Raw genomic sequence first — 16,000 nt, 5'->3', positions numbered from 1 at the left:
GCGTCCACGCCGCCGCGCCCCCCTCGCGTCGCGTCCACGCCGCCGCGCCCCCCTCGCGTCGCGTCCACGCCGCCGTGCCTCCACGGCGTCGCGTCCGCGCCCCCACGCCGCTCTCGCGTCACGTTCGCGTCGCCGTTTCCCGGCCGCGTTCGGTGCGCTGCTCGCCGTGTTGCTGCTCGCCGGTTGCGCCGATCTCGGTCAGGAGCCGGTCTGGCAGCCCGGCGCGGGCGGTGGTGGGACCGCCGGGCCGGTCGAGTCGACCCCGCCCGAGGTCAAGACCATCTCCCTCTCCGCCACCGGTGACATCGTGATGGGCAACGCGCCCAACCGGCTGCCGCCCAACGGCGGCAAGGGCTTCTTCGACTCGGTCAAGAAGGCGATCGCCGCCGACGTGGCGATGGGCAACCTGGAAGAGCCGTTGACGGTGGACACCGGCACCGGCAAGTGCGGGGCGAATTCGACCCGCTGCTTCCAGTTCCGCGCGCCGCCGGAGTACGCCGCGCACCTCGCCGACGCCGGGTTCGACCTGCTCAACCAGGCCAACAACCACGGCTACGACTTCGGGCCCAAGGGATACGAGAACACCCAGAAGGCGCTGGAGGAGCACGACCTGGCGCACACCGGGGCGCCCGACCAGATCACCGTGGTCGAGGTCGACGGCGTCAAGGTCGCGGTGGCCGGCTTCTCGTCGTACCGCTGGTCGAACAGCCTGGTCGACATCCCGGCCGCGAAGAAGGTGATCGAGAAGGCCGCCACCATGGCCGACATCGTGGTGGTGCAGGTGCACATGGGGGGCGAGGGCTCGGAGATGACCCGGACCCGTCCGGGCACCGAGATGTTCCTCGGCGAGAACCGGGGCGACCCGATCAAGTTCTCCCGCGCGATGATCGACTCCGGCGCCGACCTGATCGTCGGCCACGGCCCGCACGTGCTGCGGGGCATGGAGTTCTACAAAGGTCGGCTGATCGCGTACAGCCTGGGCAACTTCGCCGGTGGCGGCGGCATGCTGAGCAACAACGGCCGCCTCGGCTGGGGCGGCGTGCTCAAGGTGACCCTGGAGCCGGACGGCACCTGGTCCGAGGGGTCGTTCGTCTCGACGTACATGAACGGGATCGGCAAGCCGACCATGGACCCGGACGACCGGGGCCTCGGCCTGCTCCGCGACCTCACCAAGCTCGACTTCCCGGAGACCGGTGCGCAGTTCACCAAGTCAGGCAAGATCAGCCCGCCGGACGAGGGCTGATCGCCGGCTCGGCCGTGTGGGCCGATCGGAGCGTCGGCGCGGCGACGTAGGCTGGCCGTCGTGACCAGAAGCGCCCCCGAGACCGACCTCGGTCGTACGCGTCGGGCGCGGCGGATCGGCCGCGTGCTGACCGAGACGCATCCCGACGCCCACTGTGAGCTGAACCACGGCAACGCGCTGGAGTTGGCCGTCGCCACCATCCTGTCGGCTCAGTGCACGGACAAGAAGGTCAACGAGGTCACGCCGAAGCTCTTCGCCCGTTACCCGAGCGCCGCCGACTACGCGGGGGCGAACCGGGACGAGATGGAGGAGCTGATCCGGCCGACCGGCTTCTATCGCAACAAGACCAGCTCGCTGATCCACCTCGGCCAGGCCCTCGTCGAGCGGCACGACGGCCGGGTGCCGGGCCGGCTGGCCGACCTGGTGGCCCTGCCCGGGATCGGCCGCAAGACCGCCAACGTCATCCTCGGCAACGCCTTCGACGTGCCCGGCATCACCGTCGACACGCACTTCCAGCGGCTGGTCCAGCGGTGGCGACTGACCGCCGAGACCGACCCGGTCAAGATCGAGCACGCGATCGGGGCGATGTATCCGAAGCGCGACTGGACGATGCTGTCGCACCGGATCATCTTCCACGGCCGACGGGTCTGCCACGCCCGCAAGCCCGCCTGCGGCGCGTGCACGCTGGCAAAGCTCTGCCCGTCGTACGGCACCGGCCCGACCGAGGCCGCCGCCGCCGCGAAGCTGCTCAAGGGCCCCCGGGCCCGTGACCTGGCCGTTGCCGCCGGAGTCGACCCCGACCTGGTGCCGGTGCAGGCGGTCCGGGCGGAGGCGCCATGATCCGCCGACTGGCCCTGATGTCCCTGCCGCTGCTGCTGCTCGGCACCGTGGCGTGCACGCCCGAGAATGACCAGCCCTCCGCTGCCGGGCCGGACACGGGCACCAGCCGGCCGTCCCCGTTCGAGGAGTGCACCTCCCTCGTCGCCGAGCCCGGCGCTGCCGGGAACGGCACTCCGCGGGGCGACCGGCTGCCCGAGCTGACCCTCACCTGCTTCACCGGTGGCACCCCGGTCGCCGTGCGCGACATCCCCGGGCCGGCCGTGATCAACATCTGGGCCTCCTGGTGCCCGCCCTGCCGCGAGGAACTGCCCGCCTTCCAGCGGCTCAGCGAGCAGACCGAGGGGCAACTGCGGGTGGTCGGGGTGAACACCCAGGACAGCCGCCGCGCCGCGCAGTCCATCGGCGAGGACTTCGGCGTACGGTTCCCGATGCTGTTCGACCAGGGCAAGGCGTTCCAACGGGCCCTGGAACGCAACGCGTTCCCGATGACGGTGTTCGTGGGGGCCGACGGCGGTGTGCGGCACATCGACACCTCGGGCGCCCTCGACGACGCCCGCCTCGCCGAACTCGTCCAGCAGCACCTCGACATCGCGGTACCGGCGTGAGCGAGATGCCAGCCGGTGTGACCGGGGGCCGGGCGGCGTCCGGCACGCGGCGGCCGGTGCCGGACTGGCTGGACCCGCTGCTGGTCCGGCTCGGTACCGCACGCATAGAGGACTTCACCCAGGTCCGCACCCCGGAGCAGGGCGGCCGGGAGAGCGCCGTGCTGGTGCTGCTCGGTGAGGACGCCGAGACCGGCCCGGACGTGCTGGTGCTCCAGCGGGCCGCGACGCTGCGTAACCACGCGGGCCAGCCGGCCTTCCCGGGCGGTGCCGCCGACCCGGGCGACGCCGACGCCGCCGCGACCGCGCTACGCGAGGCCAACGAGGAGGTCGGCCTCGACCCGGCCAGCGTCACCGTGCTGGCCGAGTTGCCGAGACTGTGGATCCCGGTCAGCGAGTTCGTGGTGACGCCGGTGCTCGCCTGGTGGCACGCGCCGCACCGGGTGCACCCCCGGGAACCGGCCGAGGTGGCACACGTGGCCCGACTTCCGGTCACCGAACTGGTCGACCCCGACAACCGGGTCCGGGTACGCCACTCCAGCGGCTGGGTCGGCCCCGCCTTCTCGGTCCGCGGCATGCTGGTCTGGGGCTTCACCGCCGGGGTGCTCGCCGCGTTGCTGGAGATGGGTGGCTGGAGCCGGCCGTGGCCGCACGGACGGGTGATCGACCTGCCCCCGTCCGGCGCGTCACCCGCCCCCTCGGCCGGCACCGACGAGGTGGACGAGAGCGCGGTCCGCTGACCGCGTAGTCACCTTCCGCAAGCGATCGTCATCCCACGAGCCTGCGGCCCGTACGCTTGACCCGTGTCGGCCGTTGATCTCGTTCTGCTGTTACTCATGCTCGTGTTCGCGATCAGCGGATACCGACAGGGGTTCGTCATCGGGGTGCTCTCGTTCTCCGGGTTCTTCCTCGGTGCGCTGATCGGGCTCCAGATCGGGCCGATGTTCGCCCAGCAGTTCGTGGACAGCGGCACCCGGGTGCTGATCTCGCTCGTCGCCATCTTCGGCCTGGCGGTGATCGGTCAGGCGCTCGCCGGATGGCTCGGCTCCCATCTGCGCCGCACGATCGCCAGCGACACGGGTCGGCGGCTCGACGACATCGGCGGCGCATTCGTCTCGCTCTTCGCGGTGCTCCTGGTCGCCTGGCTGGTGGCGGTGCCGCTCGGCTCCTCCTCGGTGCCCTGGCTCGCCAACTCGGTACGCAGCAGCGCGCTGCTCAACGTGGTCGACCAGGTGATGCCGGACCAGGCCCAACAGCTCTCCACCGCGCTGCGCGACACCGTCGACACCAACGGCTTCCCGGACGTCTTCGACGGCCTGCGCCGTACCCAGGCCCGGCAGGTCGAGCCGCCCGACCCGGCGCTGGCCGGATCGCCCGTGGTGGCCAACGGCCAACAGTCGGTGGTCAAGGTGCTCGGCTCGGCCAAGAGCTGTTCGCGCCGCATCGAGGGCTCCGGCTTCGTGTACGCCGACGACCGGGTGATGACCAACGCGCACGTGGTCGCCGGCACCGACTCGGTCGCGGTGGAACTGCGCGGCGAGCGGTACGACGGCGTCGTGGTCGTCTACGACCCGGACCGAGACCTGGCCGTGCTGTACGTGCCGAACCTGCCCGGCCCGTCCATGCGGTTCGCCGCCGGCAACACCACCTCCGGCGCGGACGCCATCGTGCTCGGCTTCCCGTTGGACGGACCGTACAACGCCCAGTCGGCGCGGATCCGCGACGTCGACCGGATCAAGGGGCCGGACATCTACTCGTCCGGGGAGGTGACCCGGGAGATCTACACGATCCGGGCCCTGGTGCGCAGCGGCAACTCCGGCGGGCCGCTGGTCTCCTCGAACGGCCTGGTGCTCGGGGTGATCTTCGCGGCGGCTGCGTACGACCCGAACACCGGCTTCGCGGTGACCGCCGCCGAGGCCCGGCCGGTGGCGCTGGCCGGTGCGGAGCGTACCCGGGGCGTGGGCACCGGCGAGTGCACCTGACGGTCAGTCGTCGGGCGGCGAGCGCCGGGCCAGGAGAGTGAAGGCCACGGTGGTCGCGGTGACCACCGCCGTGCCGAGCAGCCATCCGGCGACCACGTCGCTGGTCCAGTGCACGCCGAGCGCGATCCGACTGAACCCGGTGACCAGGGCGATGGCCAGCGCGGCGGACCAGACCGCCGCCCGGGCCGCCGACCGCGCCCTGGTCCGGGGCAGGAACACCACGAGCAGCACACCGGCGGCCAGCGCCGCGTTCAGCGCGTGTCCCGACGGGAAGGACAGGCCGGGGGCCAGCGCCACCGGCTCGGGCAGATCCGGTCGCGGACGACCCACCACGAGCTTGAGCAGCGGCCCGAGCAGGCCGCCGAGCACCATGGTGGTGGTGACCCAGACGGCCAGCCGCCGCGCACCCCGGTAGGCCAGCCAGACCACCAGACACAACGCGCCGGCACGCAGCGGCATCGGCGCGAACACGTCCGTCCAGAGGCCCATCACCGACACCCAGGCCGGGTGGTCGTGGGCGAAGTCGTGCAGGTCGGCGGTGATCGCCGCGTCCAGCCGGCGCAGCGGCGGCCAGTCGCCCACCACCAGCGTGGCAAGCAGCACGAACGGCACGAGCATCGACAGGCCGGAGGCGGTGTGACCGGGACGCAGGCCCGACGGGCCGTCCGCGGGACCGAACGGGTCGCGGACCGGCGGGCACGCCGTCGTACGCCAGCCTGAGGCACTCACGCCGACGGTTGTACCCCGCCGAGCAGGATCGAAGACCCGGGATCGCCGGATTGCCCGGCGGACCCGCTCAGCGTCGCCGCAGCCGGCGCACCATCAGCGCCGCGCCGGTGACCAGGGCGACGAGGACCGCCGAGCCGACCCAGAGGCGTACCGGGCCGGTGTCCTCCGCCGCCCCGGCGGCGCGCGCCCGCCACCGGGTCTCCTGCTGCGATCCGGTCAGGCCGAGCTGCTCGGCGTCGTGGTCGCCGACCGGCACCGAGCCGGGTGCCGGGCCGAAGCCGGTCACCCCGGGCGAGTCGTTGTCGTCCAGCGGGTTGTCACCGACCAGCGGGACGTCCGCGGTCAGCGCCGCGATCGGGTCGACCAGCCCGTAGCCGAACCGGTCGTCGCGCCCGGTGGGCCCGATGTCCTTGGCGGTGACCAGCAGCCGGTTCACCACGTCCCCGGCGGACATCTGCGGGTAGCGGGACCGGACCAGGGCGGCGGTGGCGGCGACCAGCGGCGCCGCGAAGCTGGTGCCCTGCACCCGCCAGTACCCCTGCGGCGGTCGGGCGCCGACCAGGCCGCTGGCCGGGGCGGTGAGGACGGTGGCGCGACCGGTGATCGCGCCGCTCCACAGGTTGTCGCTGTTGCGCTCCAACCCGGAGACCGCGATGACGCCCGGCTCCCGGGCCGGGTACCACACCTTCGCCTCCGGTGACGTGGCGAGATTGCCGGTGCAGGCGACCACCACCACGTCCTTGGCGAAGGCGTAGTCGATGGCGGCGGCCAGGGCGGGGCTGTCGCCGTTACCGCCGAGCGACAGGTTGATCACTTTGGCGCCGTTGTCGACCGCCCACCGGACACCCTTGGCGACGATCAACGCGTCGTCGTACCGGTTCTCCTCGTCGAGCACGCGTACCGGCAGGATGCGGGAGTCGGGGGCCAGCCCCACCACGCCCCGGCGGTCGTCGTTGCGTCCGGCGATCAGGCCGGCGACCGTGGTGCCGTGCCCGACCGGATCGGGTTCGGCGGCACCGTCCGGGGAGACCAGGTCGAGACCGGGAAGCACCTGGCCGGCCAGGTCCGGGTGGGAACCGTCCACGCCGGAGTCGATCACCGCGACGATCACGCCGCGCCCGGTCGAGGTACGCCAGGCGATCTGCGCGCCGAGCTTGTCGAGTTGCCACTGCTCGTCACGGACCTGGTCGGCGCGCTCGGCGGTGTCCGGGGCGAAGGCCACCGGCACGCCGAACGAGGTCGGGGCGACCGGCACGGCGGCGGCCGGCACGACCGCGACCGCGACCGACAGCGCCGTGACCGCCGCCGCCAGCAGCACGCGATGCGCGAACCGTCGCGGCCCCGGCGGGCCGCTCTGCCGCACCCTGGTCACATCCTCAGCCATTCGTCGCAGGGACACATGACGATCGGAGATTACCGGTTCACTCCGGCTTCCAGGGACGTTCCGTGGACTCGACGTCACTGTGGCGGCAGGTACGCCAGCTGAACCAGGCGGACGCCCTCCCGCCGAGTGGACAGTCGACCACGTCCGGGCGGCAGCGGACCGGGCCGGACCGCACCGACCAACGCACCCTCCTCGGGGCTGCCCGACATCACCAGGCCCGAGGTGGACAGTTCGCGTAGTCGCTGCACGACCGGCTCGTACTGGGCGCGGGCGGCACCGCCGCAGCGGCGGACCAGCACCAGGTGCAACCCGACGTCGCGAGCGTGCGGCAGGTGCTCCTCCAACGCCCGCAGCGGGTTCGCCGGCCCGCTCGCCACCAGGTCGTAGTCGTCCACCAGGACGAACAACTCCGGGCCGGTCCACCACGACCGGTCGCGCAACTGCGCCGGACCGACCTCCGGACCGGGCGTACGGTCCTGGAGGTAGCCGGCTGCGGACTCCACCAGGTCGGCGGTGTGCGCGGCGGCGGTGCCGTACCCGATCAGGTGTTCGGTCCCGATCGCGCCGAGCAGGCTGCGCCGGTAGTCCACCAGGATCACCCGCGCCTGCTCCGGCGTGAACCGGGTGACGATCGTCTGGGCCAGCGCGCGGAGGAACGACGACTTGCCGCACTCGGCGTCGCCGTAGACCACGAAGTGCGGCTCGGTGGCGAAGTCGAGCACCACCGGACGCAGGTCCGCCTCGGCGATCCCGACCGGGATCCGCAGCCCGGCGGTGGTGGTCAGGTCGACCTCGGCATAGGGCAGCACCGCCGGGAGCAGCCGTACCCGGGGCGCCAGCGGACCGGACCAGCCCTCCGCCGCCCGTCGCACCAGAGCGGCGGTGTCCGCGTCGGCGAGCTGCGGCAGAGCGGTGAGAAAATGCAGGCTCCCGGTGGTGATGCCGCGACCCGGCGTACGCTCCGGCACGTCCGCCGCCGCCCGCCGGGCGACCACCGAGTCCGACGGGTCACCGAGGCGCAGCTCCAGCCGCGAGCCGAAGAGGTCCCGGATGGCCGGTCGGAAGTCCAACCACCGCACCGCCGTTGCCACCACGTGCACGCCGTAGGAGAGTCCCCGGGTGGCGAGGTCGGTGATCAGCGGCTCCAGGTCGTCGTACTCGCCGCGCAGCGTCGTCCAGCCGTCGACGACCAGGAAGACGTCGCCGAACCGGTCGGAGCCGGGCGCGGCGTCGGCGGTCTGCTCGACACGCCGACGCCGCCAGGCCGCCATCGACTCGACACCGAGTTCGGCGAAGGCGCGTTCCCGGTCCGTCAGCAGGGTGGCCATCTCGCCCACGGTGCGGCGCACACCGGTCGGGTCGGCACGACCGGTGATCCCGCCGACGTGCGGCAGGTCGCGCAGCGCGGCCAACCCGCCGCCGCCGAAGTCCAGACCGTAGACCTGCACCTCGGCGGGAGTGTGGGTGAGCGCCAGCGCGCAGATCAGCGTCCGCAGCGCGGTGGACTTGCCGCTCTGCGTACCGCCGACCACCGCCACGTGCCCGGCGGCGCCGTCCAACGCCAGCCAGAGCAGGTCGCGCCGCTGCTCGTACGGCTTGTCGACCACCGCCACCGGCACCTGCAACGCCCCGTGCAGCTCCGGATTGCCGGAGCTCAGCCCCCGGGACGGGTGCACGGCCACCGGCCCGACCACCTCGTCCAGCCCCGGTGCGCCGTCCAGCGGCGGTAGCCACACCCGGTGTGCCGGCGGCCCCTGGCCGGCGAGGCGTCCGATCAGCAGGTCCAGCAGAGTCTCCCGGCCCGGCTCCTCGTCCTCCTCGATGACCGCAGCGACGGGCGGCTCCGGTTCGGGTGTGAAGTGGGTGGTGAAGGTGAGCAGACGTGGGCGCTCGGATCCGGCCGCGCCGACCGCCGCAGTACGTCGACGGACCGCCCCGGAGACGTACGCGGTCTTGAAACGCACCAGCGGCTCGGTGCCGGAGCGCAGGTAGCCGTGACCCGGCGAACGGGGCAGCTCGTACGCGTCCGGCACGCCGAGCACCGTCCGCGACTCCAGCGACGAGAAGGTCCGCAGGCCGATCCGGTACGACAGGTGGGTGTCCAGCCCCCGCAGCCGGCCCTCCTCCAACCGCTGGCTGGCCAGCAGCAGGTGCACCCCGAGCGACCGCCCCAACCGGCCGATCTGCACGAACAGGTCGACGAAGTCGGGCTTGGCCGACAGCAGCTCGGAGAACTCGTCGCAGACCAGCAGCAGCGACGGCAGCGGGGCCAGCGCGCTGCCGGCCGCCCGGGCTCGCTCGTAGTCACGCAGGCCGGCGAAGTTGCCGGCGCGACGCAGCAGCTCCTGCCGGCGTACCAACTCGCCGTTGATCGCGTCGACCATGCGGTCCACCAGCGGCAACGCGTCGGCCAGGTTGGTGATGACGGCGGCGGTGTGCGGCAGCCGGTCGAACGAGGCGAAGGTGGCCCCGCCCTTGAAGTCGACCAGCACGAAGTTGAGCTGCTCGGAGGAGTGCGTGGCGGCCAGCCCCACCACCAGGGTCCGCAGCAGCTCGGACTTGCCCGAGCCGGTGGCCCCGATCAGCAGCCCGTGCGGACCCATGCCGTCCTGCGCCGACTCCTTCAGGTCCAGCTCGACGGCGGCGCCGTCCGCACCGACGCCGATCGGCACCCGCAGCCGGTCGCGGGCCGACCGGGGTGCCCAGCCCTGTTCGGTGGTGAAGCCCTCAGGGTCGCCGATGCCGAGCAGCTCCGGCAGGCCCGGCTCGGCACCGGTCGCGGCGTCCGGACCACGGGCGGCGGCCGGGCGCAACGGCGCCAGCCGGCGGGCCACCGCCTCCGCCTCGGCGACCCGCAGCGCGTCGGCCGTGCCCACCTCGGCCGGTCCGTCCGCCGAGTGCGAGTGCAGTCGGCCCCCGCGCAGTTCCAGCAGCAGGGCGAAACGGTCCAGCAGGCGCGGCGGCGGGGAACTCAGGTCGATCAGGGTGACCGCGTCGATGCCGCCGTCACCGGCAAGCTCGGTGGCGCCGGTCAGGTCGCCGCCGTCGAGCACCACCACCAGGTGCGGACCGTCGGTGGCCGGACCGGCCGGGCTGAACCGGGACCGGCTGGCCAGCACCTCGTCGAGCAGCTTCTCCAGGTCCACCGCCGCGCTGGCGACCAGCCGGACCGGGCCGAGGGCGTCACCCCGGGACGGGTGACCGGCGTGCGGCAGCCACTTGACCCACTCCCAGGCAGCCCGCCGTTCCGGCCCGGCGCAGACCGCGATCAGCAGCTCGTCCGGAGAGTGGAAGACCGCGAGCTGGGTGAGCATCGCCCGGACCAACGACTGCGCGGCCGGTGACCCGGTGGGACCGGCCGGCGCGGCCCGGACGAACACCCGGGCGAAGCTGCGCAGCGACACCGCCACCGGCAGGTCCGGCACCACCGAGTACGCGTCGAGGAAACGACGCAGCGCCCCGGCGGTCATCGGCTCCAACTCCTCCAGCCGCCGGGTGACCGGTGGGACCAGCGGAGTGGCCAGCGTCTGCGGCCCGACGGCGACCCGCACCACGGCGAAGTCCGGATCGGTGGGGCGACGTTCCCAGACCCGGTGGCTCTCGACCGTCGACCAGAGGCCCTGCGGATCCGGGTGCCGGTAGCAGAGGCCGCTGCGCTGCCGGGCCGCGGTCTGCCGGACCTGCCGTCGCAACGTCGCCAGGTGCCGCAGGTACTCGCGGCGGGCGGCCATCATCTCGGACTTCCGCGGGCTGCCCGAGGCGCTGCCCCAGGAGGTCACCAGCATCGCCAGCGTGGAGAGGCCGAACATCGCGCCGACCACGTACGCGTACGCGCCGCCGCCCCGCCCGAACATCATCGCCATCGCGACCGTGCCGCCGAGCATCGGCAGCACCATCAGCATCTGGTGCCAGCGTCCACCGGCGCCGGCCGGGATCTCCGGCGGGGCCTGCACCGGCACCTCGCCGACGGGGATCTCCGGTGCCGGACGTCGGGCCGGCCGCCGGACGACGACAGTGGACACTCGACCTCCCGACGACGCACGGTGACCCGAGCCTGGCTCATGGTAGGTAATCTCCTTCCGTCCGCGCAGGCCGTCACCCCGCTCGATATGGAGATCAGCCGATGACGATCGGGCTGGCCCGGGTCACCGTCAGCTCCCCCCTCCGCCGGGTCGACGTGGCCCTGCCCGAGCAGGTGCCGCTCGTCGAGCTGCTGCCCGAGGTGCTCCGGCACGCCGGTGTCGGGCTCGCCGACGACGGCGAACGGCACGGCGGCTGGCTGCTGCGCCGGGCCGACGGCAGCACACTCGCCACCGGACAGGCGCTGCTCGCCCAGGGAGTCCGCGACGGCGAGGTGCTGCATCTGGTGCCGGGCCGCGCCGAGTGGCCCGAGCCCGAGTACGACGACGTGGTGGAGGCCATCGCCGACGGCGCACGACAACGCGGTGCCGCCTGGTCACCGGAGGCCACCCGGGTCGCCGCGCTGGCCGGTGCCGGAGTGCCGCTCGGCGTCGGCCTGGTCGCCCTGATCGCCTCCGGTCCCGACGTTCAGGCCGCCTGGCCGGTGACGACCCTGGTCACGGTCCTGCTGGTGCTCGCCGGCACGGTGTTCTCCCGGGCCCGGGGCGACAGCACGGCCGGTGCCGTCCTCGGCGGGTACGCGCTGCCGTACGCCGCCGTGGCCGGTGCCCTGGCGGTCAGCTCGGGCGACCCGGTCGGCCCGCTCGGTCCGCTGCGCTGGGTCGGTGCGGAGGAGGCGCTGGCCGCAGCGGTGACACTGCTGCTGGTGTCGGTGCTCGGGCTGCTCGGCGTGGCCACCCGACAGCGGGTCTTCGTGGCCGGGGTGGTGGTGGGTGCGGTCGGCGTCCCGACCGCCCTCGGTGGGGTGCTGCTCGGCCCGGCCGGCGCGACAGCCGTCCTGCTCTGCGTGCTCGCCTTCGCGATCGGCGCGGTCCCGCTGCTGGCGATCCGGCTGGGCCGGGTGCCGCTGCCGCCGACCACTCTGCCGAGCGGCGCCGCCCACGACCTGGACCAGGCTCGTGACCTGCCCGATCGCGGCCGGGTGTATGCGGCGGTGGCCCGCACCGAGGAGATGCTGACCGGAATGCTGATCGGGCACGCGGTGCTGGCCGGCGTGGCCGGCCTGGTGCTCGCCGTCAGCGGTGGCGTCGCCGGCTGGCTGCTGGTCGGGGTGACCTCGATGGTGTTCCTGCTGCGCGCCCGGCTCTTCGCGGCGGCACGGCACCGGGTGCCGCCGCTGCTCGCCGGGCTGGCCGGGTACGCGGCCCTCGGCACGGTGCTCGCCGTCGACACCGCGACCGGACCGCTGCTCCTGCCGGTCGGCGGCCTGCTGGTCGGTCTCACGGTCGCGGCGGCCGGCACCGGCTACGCCCACCGGCCGGTCTCGCCCTATGCCGGGCGGATCGCCGACCTCACCGACACCGCTCTGGTGATCTCCGTGGTGCCGGTCGCCTGTGCGGTGCTCGGACTCTACGAACGGGCCCGGGGACTGCTCGGCTGAGCAATCCGGCGGGCCCGTCGCGAGGTCGGGTCAGTGCGTGGTCTCGCCGCGCTCCTCGGCGTCCTTGGCCCGCCGGTAGGAGGCCAGGATCTCGGTCTCGGCCTCGGTGCGCCCCACCCAGGTCGCGCCCTCGACCGACTTGCCCGGCTCCAGGTCCTTGTAGACCTCGAAGAAGTGCTGGATCTCCAGCCGGTCGAACTCGCCGAGGTGGTGGATGTCGCGCAGGTGCTCCTGCCGGGGGTCCTCGTACGGCACGCAGAGGACCTTGTCGTCGCCGCCCTTCTCGTCCGTCATCCGGAACATGCCGATGGTGCGGCACCGGATCAGGCAGCCGGGGAAGGTGGGCTCGGGCACCAGCACGAGGGCGTCCAGGGGGTCGCCGTCCGCGCCGAGGGTGCCCTCGATGAAGCCGTAGTCGGCCGGGTACTGGGTGGAGGTGAAGAGCGTGCGGTCCAGCCGGATCCGGCCGGTCACGTGGTCCACCTCGTACTTGTTGCGGTGACCCTTGGGGATCTCAACCGTGACGTCGAAATCCATTCGCACGCTCCCTCGTTCGCCGACGCTGGCTTGACGGAACCGGCGACCAGCCCGGACAGGCGAATGCTCGCCCACCGAGTCCGGCCGCCGCATAGTCTTCGGACCGAAGTAGTGTCACCCAGGCCGGTTTCCGGTGGGGGAGGAGGGGGTCGTGGGGAGGGAAGATTCACACTACCGTCCGGAGGGTGCCGCCGAAGGTGGTACCGCGACACCGCCGGTCACACCGGCGACCGGGCGGGTAGTGGTGCCTGGCGCGCACCTGCTCCGGACACCGTCGCCGACACCCGCGGACCCCGCTCCGACGAGCCCGGCACCCGGTGCCACCCCACCCGCCTCCGGCACCGCGTCCGTACCGCCGGTGCCGTCCGGCACCGCGTCTGCCTCGGTGCCGCCCGGTACCGCGTCCGTGCCGCCCGGCACCGGGTCCGGTTCGGTCGGTCGGGTGAGCGTCCCGGCCGGTTCCGCGGCGGTCCCGGCCGCAGCGGCGTCCGGGACGGCCGACACGCCGTCCGGCCCGCAGGCGGACTCCGGCGCGGTGCCGCCGGCCCCACCCGGGGACACCGCCGCCCCGGCCGGCCAGGGGACGCCGCCCGCGCCGCCGTCCGCCCCGCGCCGCCGACTGCCGCTGGTGCTCGCCGCCGTGCTGGCGCTCGTGCTGGTCGGGGTGGGGGTGGCCGTGGTACGCCCCGGCCCGGTCGGTCAGTGGCTGGGCGACGACCCCGACACGTCGACGGTCGCGGAGTCGCCGGAGCCCGATCCGGTCGCGGTGCTGGCTGCGGCCGACGTCGGCGCGCCCGTGCCCAGTGCCGACGGGATGCGTGTGTTGCTCGACCCGCTGATCGGTGACGCCGCGCTTGGCGACCGGGTCAACCTCGCCGTGGCCGACGCCCTGACCGGGCAGTTGCTCTTCGACCGGGGCGGCGCCGAGGCCACCGTGCCGGCCTCGGTGACGAAGTTGCTGACGGCGGTCACCGTGCTGACCGCCCACGGCCCCGGTCATCGGCTCCCGACCCGGGTGGTGGCGGGCGCCCAGCCTGGTGAGGTGGTCATCGTCGGTGGCGGGGACCCGTCCCTGTCCGCCGGTGCCAAGGGCTTCTACACCGGTGCCGCGAGCCTGGAAAACCTCGCCGAGCAGGTGCGTACGGCCCTGGGTGGCACCCCGCCGACCAGCGTCGTGGTCGACTCGTCGCTCTATCCCGGGCCGGTGTTCGGGCCGGGCTGGGACGACGACATCCCCACCGGCGGCTACGGCGGCGCGATCACCGCGCTGATGCTCGACGGTGCCCGCAAGGACCCCAAGGCGGGGCGGGGCTGGGCCGAGCGGGTGCCCGAGCCGGACCTGACCGCCGGGCGCGCCTTCGCCAAGCTGCTCGGCGTACCGGCCGGTGCGGTACGCAAGGGCACCGCCCCGGTGGCCCCGGTCGACGCGACCGGCGGCACCGAACCCGGCGCCGAGTTGGGCGTGGTGCACTCGCCACCGTTGATCCGTCTGGTCGATGTCATGATCAGCGAGAGCGACAACATCGTCGCCGAGGCGTTGGCCCGCCAGGTCGCGTTGGCCCGCGGCCAGCCCGCGTCGTTTGCCGGCGCCGCCACGGCGATGGCCGAGCTGGTGCCCGAACTGGGCCTGCCGGTGGACGGGCTGACGCTCGCCGACGGCAGTGGCCTGTCCCGGAAGAACCTGATCAGCCCCGCGCTGCTGACCGAACTGCTCGCCCTCGCGGCCGGTCCGGACCGGCCCGAACTGGGCGGCATCTTCGGTGGACTGCCGGTCGGTGGCTGGTCCGGCACGCTGCGCGACCGCTACGGTTCGGCGCCCGGCACGGACGCCGGTGTAGGGGTGGTCCGCGCCAAGACGGGCACGCTGACCCGGGTGCACGCCATCGCCGGTGTGGTGACCACCGCCGAGGGACGGCTACTCACCTTCGCGGTGCTCACCGACCAGGTGCCGCCGGAGGGCATGGAACCCGCCCGGGTGGCCCTGGACCGGATCGCCGCGGCGCTCGCCACCTGCGGCTGCCCCTGACCGGGAAGGCCGGTGCACCCGGCGCGATCCGGGGACGGGTGTCGTGGCGCGGGTACGGTGGGTGGCATGGCGCAGTTCGTGGACTGGGATCTGGCCGCCGCTACTGCGGGGGCGCTGGGTAAGTCGGGCCCCCGGGTGTCGTACGCCGAGGCCACCGAGGTGGTCACCGAGCTGCGTCGGTTGACCGACGAGGCGGCCGGGCACGTCGCCGACTACACCGGGTTGACGTCGCAGGTGGCCCATCCGCCGGTGCGGGTGGTCGACCGGCGCGACTGGGCGGCGACCAACATCGCCGGCCTGCGCGAGGTGATCACCCCGCTGGTCGGCCGGCTCGCCGAGGACAAGCAGCCGGGCGCGTTCACCGAGGCGATCGGGTCGCGGGTCACCGGAGTCCAGGCGGGAACGGTGCTGGCGTACCTGTCCGGCCGGGTGCTCGGTCAGTACGAGGTCTTCTCCGCCGACCCGGGTCAGCTTCTGCTCGTCGCGCCAAACATCGTCGAGGTGGAGCGGAAGCTGGGCGCCGAGCCACGGGACTTCCGGCTCTGGGTGTGCCTGCACGAGGTGACCCACCGGACGCAGTTCACCGCGGTGCCGTGGATGCGGGCGTACTTCCTGGGTGAGGTGCAGGCGTTCGTGGACGCCTCGCAGGGGGGCGAGCACCTGGTCGAACGGCTGCGCCGGGGCGTGGGCACCCTCGCCGACGTGGTCCGCAACCCGGAGAGCCGGGCCAGCGTGCTGGACATCGTGCAGACCCCGGGGCAGCGCGCCGTGCTGGACCGGCTGACCGCGCTGATGACGCTGCTGGAAGGGCACGCCGAGTTCGTGATGGACGGCGTCGGGCCGCAGGTGATCCCGAGTGTCGAGCGGATCCGAGCCGGATTCGACCGGCGTCGGGAGGCCGGCAACCCGGTGGAGAAGGCGGTCCGCCGCCTGATCGGCATCGACGTCAAGCTCCGGCAGTACGCGGAGGGCCGCAAGTTCGTCCACGCGGTGGTGGACCGGGTCGGGATGGAAGGCTTCAACCGGATCTTCCAGTCCCCGCTGACGCTGCCCCGCCTCTCCGAGCTGAGCGAACCGGACGCCTGGGTGGCCCGGGTGCACGGTCCCGTCGGGCCGAAGCCCCCCGCCGACTGAGC

The 16,000-nt window shown here is 73.5% G+C and carries 12 protein-coding genes; 8 read left to right on the top strand and 4 right to left on the bottom strand.

Features of this window, described 5'->3' with window-relative positions; all coding sequences use genetic code 11:
• Positions 1–157: 157 nt before the first annotated feature.
• From ACIBO1_RS07195 to ACIBO1_RS07175, 5 genes are all read left to right on the top strand, one after another.
• Complete coding sequence (locus ACIBO1_RS07195) at positions 158–1,243, top strand: CapA family protein (protein WP_396742481.1); 1,086 nt, start codon at positions 158–160, stop codon at positions 1,241–1,243.
• A 24-nt stretch (positions 1,244–1,267) separates the two neighbouring features.
• Complete coding sequence (nth, locus tag ACIBO1_RS07190; RefSeq protein ID WP_396742479.1) at positions 1,268–2,083, top strand: endonuclease III; 816 nt, start codon at positions 1,268–1,270, stop codon at positions 2,081–2,083.
• The gene (locus ACIBO1_RS07185) at positions 2,080–2,688 is read left to right on the top strand and encodes a TlpA family protein disulfide reductase (protein WP_396742213.1); all 609 of its coding nucleotides are present in this window, start codon (positions 2,080–2,082) and stop codon (positions 2,686–2,688) included. The genes nth and ACIBO1_RS07185 overlap by 4 nt, the downstream gene beginning before the upstream one ends.
• Before the next feature lie 5 nt (positions 2,689–2,693).
• Entirely contained in the window at positions 2,694–3,425 is a 732-nt protein-coding gene (locus ACIBO1_RS07180; RefSeq protein ID WP_396742477.1) for an NUDIX hydrolase, read from the top strand.
• A 63-nt stretch (positions 3,426–3,488) separates the two neighbouring features.
• Entirely contained in the window at positions 3,489–4,667 is a 1,179-nt protein-coding gene (locus ACIBO1_RS07175) for a MarP family serine protease (RefSeq protein WP_350698629.1), read from the top strand.
• 3 nt (positions 4,668–4,670) lie between these two features.
• Here ACIBO1_RS07175 and ACIBO1_RS07170 read toward each other — a convergent pair whose 3' ends face one another.
• The 3 genes from ACIBO1_RS07170 to eccCa form a co-directional block, all read right to left on the bottom strand.
• Positions 4,671–5,396 carry a phosphatase PAP2 family protein gene (locus ACIBO1_RS07170; protein WP_396742211.1) on the bottom strand — a complete coding sequence of 242 codons (726 nt, stop codon included), beginning with the start codon at positions 5,394–5,396 and terminating at the stop codon, positions 4,671–4,673.
• A gap of 67 nt (positions 5,397–5,463) precedes the next feature.
• Positions 5,464–6,780 (bottom strand): type VII secretion-associated serine protease mycosin, encoded by a 1,317-nt coding sequence (gene mycP / locus ACIBO1_RS07165; RefSeq protein ID WP_396742209.1) that lies wholly within the window; start codon positions 6,778–6,780, stop codon positions 5,464–5,466.
• Between the two features lie 74 nt (positions 6,781–6,854).
• Positions 6,855–10,802: a type VII secretion protein EccCa gene (gene eccCa, locus ACIBO1_RS07160; protein ID WP_396742207.1), complete on the bottom strand. Its 3,948-nt coding sequence runs from the start codon at positions 10,800–10,802 to the stop codon at positions 6,855–6,857.
• Between the two features lie 101 nt (positions 10,803–10,903).
• Here eccCa and eccD point away from each other — a divergent pair, with 101 nt between their 5' ends.
• Complete coding sequence (eccD, locus tag ACIBO1_RS07155) at positions 10,904–12,301, top strand: type VII secretion integral membrane protein EccD (RefSeq protein ID WP_396742205.1); 1,398 nt, start codon at positions 10,904–10,906, stop codon at positions 12,299–12,301.
• Positions 12,302–12,331: 30 nt separating this feature from the next.
• On the opposite strand, the gene ACIBO1_RS07150 is transcribed toward eccD, so the two are convergent.
• Positions 12,332–12,838: an inorganic diphosphatase gene (locus ACIBO1_RS07150; RefSeq protein ID WP_350698623.1), complete on the bottom strand. Its 507-nt coding sequence runs from the start codon at positions 12,836–12,838 to the stop codon at positions 12,332–12,334.
• Between the two features lie 535 nt (positions 12,839–13,373).
• Between ACIBO1_RS07150 and dacB the strand changes: the two genes are divergently transcribed.
• Together dacB and ACIBO1_RS07140 are read left to right on the top strand one after the other, a co-directional pair.
• Positions 13,374–14,864 (top strand): D-alanyl-D-alanine carboxypeptidase/D-alanyl-D-alanine-endopeptidase, encoded by a 1,491-nt coding sequence (dacB, locus tag ACIBO1_RS07145; RefSeq protein ID WP_396742475.1) that lies wholly within the window; start codon positions 13,374–13,376, stop codon positions 14,862–14,864.
• A gap of 66 nt (positions 14,865–14,930) precedes the next feature.
• Positions 14,931–15,998, top strand: coding sequence for a zinc-dependent metalloprotease (locus ACIBO1_RS07140; RefSeq protein WP_396742203.1), 1,068 nt, complete (start codon positions 14,931–14,933; stop codon positions 15,996–15,998).
• Positions 15,999–16,000: the final 2 nt, after the last annotated feature.

The organism is Micromonospora sp. NPDC049903 (genome assembly GCF_044460945.1).
Lineage (GTDB): Bacteria > Actinomycetota > Actinomycetes > Mycobacteriales > Micromonosporaceae > Micromonospora.
Note: the sequence above shows the minus strand (reverse complement) of the source record. Positions and strands in the feature narration are given on the sequence as shown.

What these genes read in the sequence shown, in the direction of transcription:
- eccD (WP_396742205.1), top strand. Translation starts at nt 10,904, where the DNA reads ATGACGATCGGGCTGGCCCGGGTCACCGTCAGCTCCCCCCTCCGCCGG.
- ACIBO1_RS07150 (WP_350698623.1), bottom strand. Translation starts at nt 12,838, where the DNA reads ATGGATTTCGACGTCACGGTTGAGATCCCCAAGGGTCACCGCAACAAG.
- ACIBO1_RS07140 (WP_396742203.1), top strand. Translation starts at nt 14,931, where the DNA reads ATGGCGCAGTTCGTGGACTGGGATCTGGCCGCCGCTACTGCGGGGGCG.
- ACIBO1_RS07180 (WP_396742477.1), top strand. Translation starts at nt 2,694, where the DNA reads ATGCCAGCCGGTGTGACCGGGGGCCGGGCGGCGTCCGGCACGCGGCGG.
- mycP (WP_396742209.1), bottom strand. Translation starts at nt 6,780, where the DNA reads ATGGCTGAGGATGTGACCAGGGTGCGGCAGAGCGGCCCGCCGGGGCCG.
- ACIBO1_RS07185 (WP_396742213.1), top strand. Translation starts at nt 2,080, where the DNA reads ATGATCCGCCGACTGGCCCTGATGTCCCTGCCGCTGCTGCTGCTCGGC.